At 67.1% G+C, this 4,813-nt stretch carries 5 protein-coding genes; 3 read left to right on the top strand and 2 right to left on the bottom strand.

Annotation, left to right across the window (positions count from 1 at the left end; genetic code table 11):
* The 3 genes from AC5RW2_RS40480 to AC5RW2_RS40470 form a co-directional block, all read left to right on the top strand.
* Positions 1-1,090, top strand: a 1,090-nt coding sequence (locus tag AC5RW2_RS40480) for an FAD-binding protein (protein ID WP_494075256.1), incomplete at its 5' end; no start/stop codon positions are given.
* Positions 1,090-1,878 carry a succinate dehydrogenase iron-sulfur subunit gene (locus AC5RW2_RS40475; RefSeq protein WP_494030768.1) on the top strand — a complete coding sequence of 263 codons (789 nt, stop codon included), beginning with the start codon at positions 1,090-1,092 and terminating at the stop codon, positions 1,876-1,878. The genes AC5RW2_RS40480 and AC5RW2_RS40475, both read left to right, overlap by 1 nt.
* A 103-nt stretch (positions 1,879-1,981) precedes the next feature.
* Entirely contained in the window at positions 1,982-3,079 is a 1,098-nt protein-coding gene (locus AC5RW2_RS40470) for an alpha/beta fold hydrolase (protein ID WP_494030767.1), read from the top strand.
* A 17-nt stretch (positions 3,080-3,096) separates the two neighbouring features.
* Here AC5RW2_RS40470 and AC5RW2_RS40465 read toward each other — a convergent pair whose 3' ends face one another.
* Positions 3,097-4,200: a YihY/virulence factor BrkB family protein gene (locus AC5RW2_RS40465; RefSeq protein ID WP_494030766.1), complete on the bottom strand. Its 1,104-nt coding sequence runs from the start codon at positions 4,198-4,200 to the stop codon at positions 3,097-3,099.
* Positions 4,142-4,657, bottom strand: coding sequence for a 2'-5' RNA ligase family protein (locus AC5RW2_RS40460; RefSeq protein ID WP_494030806.1), 516 nt, complete (start codon positions 4,655-4,657; stop codon positions 4,142-4,144). Before AC5RW2_RS40460 ends, AC5RW2_RS40465 begins: the two co-directional genes overlap by 59 nt.
* Between the last annotated feature and the right edge of the window lie 156 nt (positions 4,658-4,813).

Raw genomic sequence — 4,813 nt, 5'->3', positions numbered from 1 at the left:
CATCGCGTTCCGCCGCGGCATCCCGCTGGAGGACATGGAGTTCTTCCAGTTCCACCCGACCGGCCTGGCCGGCCTGGGCATCCTGCTCTCCGAAGCCGCCCGCGGCGAGGGCGCCATCCTGCGTAACTCGGATGGTGAGCGCTTCATGGAGCGCTACGCTCCCACCATCAAGGACCTGGCCCCGCGTGACATCGTGGCCCGCTCGATGGCCAATGAGGTGCGCGAGGGACGCGGCTGCGGCCCGAACAAGGACTACGTGCTCCTGGACCTGACGCACCTGGAACCGGCGCACATCGACGCCAAGCTCCCGGACATCACGGAGTTTGCCCGCACCTACCTGGGCGTGGAACCGTACACCGAGCCGGTCCCGGTCTTCCCGACGGCGCACTATGCCATGGGCGGTATCCCCACCAACATCAAGGCCGAGGTACTGCAGGACAATGACACAGTGATCCCGGGCCTGTACGCCGCCGGTGAGGTGGCCTGCGTGTCCGTCCACGGCTCCAACCGCCTGGGCACCAACTCCCTGCTGGACATCAACGTCTTCGGCAAGCGCGCCGGTATCAACGCCGCCGAGTATGCCAAGACCGCCGACTTCGTCGAGCTGCCGGAGAATCCGGAGGCCTTCACCATCGAGCTGCTGGACACCGTCCGCAACGCCAGCGGCACCGAGCGGGTGGCGTTGCTGCGCAAGGAGCTGCAGGACACCATGGATGCCAACGTCCAGGTGTTCCGCACCGAGGAGAGCCTGCACGAGGCGCTTACGGTGATCGGCTCCCTCAAGCAGCGCTACAAGAACATCAACGTCCAGGACAAGGGCAAGCGCTTCAACCTGGACCTGCTCGAAGCGGTGGAGCTGGGCTTCCTGCTGGAGCTGGCCGAGGTCATGACCGTGGCGGCCCTGCACCGCCAGGAGTCCCGCGGCGGCCACTTCCGCGAGGACTTCCCGGACCGCGACGATGAGAACTTCATGAAGCACTCGATGGCCTACAAGGATGATTCGGCCTCGGCCGAGAGCATCGCCGGCATCCGCCTGGGAACAAAACCCGTCGTATTCACGCGCTACGAACCGATGGTGAGGAAATACTAATGAGCACCCCGACCGAAATTCCCGAAGGACCGTCAAAGGTCGAGTTGGCCCCCGGTGTCGGCGGCGGTGGAGAAATCCCCACCTTCGATATCACGCTGCGTGTCCGCCGCTACGACCCCGAGGTTTCGGACGAGGCCCGCTGGGACGAGTGGAAGCTAACCATGTACGGCACCGACCGCGTGCTGGATGCCCTGCACAAGGTCAAGTGGGAGCATGACGGCTCCGTCTCCTTCCGCCGCTCCTGCGCCCACGGTGTCTGCGGCTCCGATGCCATGCGCATCAATGGCCGCAACCGCCTGGCCTGCAAGACCCTGCTGAAGGACCTGGACACGTCCAAGCCCATCCTGGTCGAGCCGATCAAGGGCCTGCCGGTCGAGAAGGACCTGATCGTGGACATGGAACCGTTTTTCCAGTCCTACCGGGAGATCATGCCCTTCCTGGTCAACTCCGGCCACGAGCCGACGAGGGAGCGTCTGCAGTCCGTCGAGGACCGCGAGCGTTTCGATGACACCACCAAGTGCATCCTTTGCGCCGCCTGCACGTCCTCCTGCCCGGTCTTCTGGACCGACGGCCAGTACTTCGGCCCGGCGGCGATCGTGAACGCGCACCGCTTCATCTTCGACTCCCGCGACGATGCCGGCGACATGCGCCTGGAGGTCCTCAACGACAAGGAAGGCGTGTGGCGCTGCCGCACCACCTTCAACTGTTCGGAGGCCTGCCCCCGCGGCATCCAGGTCACCAAGGCCATCGCCGAAGTCAAGCAGGCGATCCTGAGCCGCTCCATCTAGCCTTCGGCTTTGCATCGATGGGCGTCCGCTGTACACCAGTGGACGCCCATCACCGTTAACAGGAAACGCGTTACCCGGAACCAGCGACAACAAGGGGCAGGACATGACCAGGACCGTGGACGTAACTTTCACCGGCTCGGGAGGGCAGGCTCTGGCCGGCGAACTGGACCTGCCTGAGGGCCGGGTCCGGGCCTATGCTCTGCTGGCGCACTGCTTCACCGGCAGCAACGGCGGCCCGGCGGCCAACCGCATTTCCCAGGTGCTGCAGCAGGAAGGCATCGCCGTCCTGCGCTTCGACTTCACGGGCCGGGTGGCATCGGGCGGGGAGCACGCCGATGCGGCGTCCGGCGCCGATGATCTGCTCTGCGCGGCCGATTTCCTGCGCACGCACCACCGGGCACCGTCGCTGCTGATCGGCCATTCCCTGGGCGGTGCCGCGGCCCTGGCCGCCGCGGGCCGCATACCGGAACTGAAGGCCGTCGTCACCGTCGGCACTCCCGCCGATCCGGCCCGGCGCCGGCACATCGCCGAACTCCGCTGCCCGCTGCTGGTCCTGCACTCCCCCATCGACAACACCGTGGGCGTCGGGAACGCGGGCCGGATCTTCGCCGCGGCCCGGCACCCGAAGTCCTTCGTCTCCCTGGACGGGAGCAACCACCTGCTCACCGGAAAGGGGCAGGCCGCGCGGGCGGCGGCGCTGATTGCCGCCTGGGCGGCACCCTATCTGGGCATGGAGGACGACGGCGGGACGCTGGAACCGGGCCTGGTAACCGTCGTGGAGAACGGACAGGGCAAGTACGGGCAGACGATCCGCGCCGGCCGCCACACCTGGTTGGCCGACGAACCGCTGTCCCTGCCCGGTGCGGCGGACTCGGGCCCGACTCCGTACGATCTGCTGCTGGCGGGGCTGGGCGCGTGCACCTCGATGACCATGCGCATGTATGCCGACCGCAAGGACATTCCACTGGAGAACGTCACCGTGGGCCTGCGGCAGGAGCGCATCCATGCCGCCGACTGCGAAAGCTGCGAAGGCAGGGACGGCCACATCACGCTCATCAGCCGGGAAATCGCCATCGAAGGGAACGTCACCGCCGAGCAGCGCGCGGGACTGCTGCGGATCGCGGATAAGTGCCCGGTGCACCGGACGCTGCACGGCGAGATGGAGATCGTGACCAAGGACGTCTCTGCCCCCGGCCAGTAGCGGGGAGGGGGCGGTTGTTACCGGTGCGCGGCGCGGGCACGCTGGCGCAGCGACAGCTGCCGGCCTTCGCGCCGGGCGGCCTGCCGCTTGGCTTTCACGTCCGCCATTCCCACGGCTCCCCAGGCGGTGGCCATCAGGTAGACCTGGCTCAGCAGGAAGAACCACACGAACAGGCCCAGGATCACCGCGAACGGCGCCAACAGCGGATTGTTCCCGACATTGCCCAGCAACGTGGAGCTGAACATCCGCAGCAGCGTGCTGCCGGCGCCGGCAATCAGCGCCGCCTGGAAGAGCACGGACCGTGGCATCCGGATCCCCGATGCCGCCCGGAACAGGACCACAGCCACCAACATATCCAGCAGCAGCATGACCAGGACACCGGCCGCCCGGGTGAAGAAGGCCGCGATCGCCGATTCGATCGCCAGGAAGTCCAGCACCGCGCCCAGTGCGGTGTTCGAGACGGCCGCGACGACGGACGTCACCACCAGCGTGATGCCGAGGATCAGCAGCGTGCCGAGGTCCTTGAGCTTGATCAGCAAGAGATTGCCCTGCAGCGGCGGAAGGGCGAAGACGCCGCGCATCCCTTCGCGCAGGCTGGCGATCCAGCGCAGCGAGGTCAGGAGCATGGCGGCCGTGGAGATCACCAGCGCCCAGCCGTAGCCGGATCCGGAGGCGAACAACTGCTCCTGGCTGGCCAGGCCGCCGCTGCCGGTATCGATCAGGCCCGGCGTACTTTCGGCGACGCTGCGCACCACCATGTCCTGCAGGGCCTGGTTCCCGGCGGCCACGATGCCGAAGATCGAGAAACCGGCCACCAGCAGCGCGGCGATGGAGAAAAACATGTTGTAGGAGGAGCCTGCAGCCATCAGCGGACCGTGCCGCGTGCTGTAGAGCTTCCACACCCGCATCGGCAGAACAGTGTTCAGCTTGGCCACCAGGAACTTGGCTCCCGCCAGCAGCTTCGACAGCGGCCCGGCATCCTCCCGGCGGACCCGGCCAAAAGCCCGGCGGGCGTCCAGTTCCTCCATCCGCAGTTTGGCCCGATCCAGCGGATGGGACGATTCAGCGTTCCGTCCGGCTGACCGGGACTGCGCCTTCCCTGCCTTGCGGTTGGTCTCCAAAGCTCAATTCTTCCCGTAGTATCCACACACCGGTTTTGTCATGCTCGTAGAGTCCCATGGTACGCACGGGGAAGGTCGCTTCGTAGTCCCGCAGCTTCACCTCGGCCGCGTCCATGCTGGTTTCGCTGACGTCCTGGGCCACCGTGACGTGCGGGTGGTAGCCGAACGGCAGCTCGCGCTCCAAGGGTCCGGCTTGCAGCTTTTCGTGCAGGGCGACGCATTCGGCGAAGCCGTCGTCCAGGGTCACGAAGACCACCGGCGATACCGGACGGAAAGTGCCGGTGCCGCGCAGGGTCACCGTGAAAGGCCGCTGCTCCAGCGCCACCCGGCGCACATGTTCCAGCGTTTCCTCCCAGTCGTCCGTGGGCGTGGTGGTCACCAGTGTGATGTGCGCGGGAACGACGGCGGCCATCGGGTCCCCGAAGGACGCCCGCCAGCTCCGGAGCTCGGAGGCCATCGGCTCGGGAACGGCGATGACGACCCCGACCCAGCATGACTCGCCGTCAGGAACAGCCACTGGCTACCGGACCGCGTCGCTCATCGCGGCCTGCAGCGGCAGTGCGGCCTGGGCCGGCAGGAAACCCATCCGGTCATACACCTGGGCCAGCGTGCC

It is taken from the genome of Arthrobacter sp. B0316-1-20, from assembly GCF_059091865.1.
Note: the sequence above shows the minus strand (reverse complement) of the source record. Positions and strands in the feature narration are given on the sequence as shown.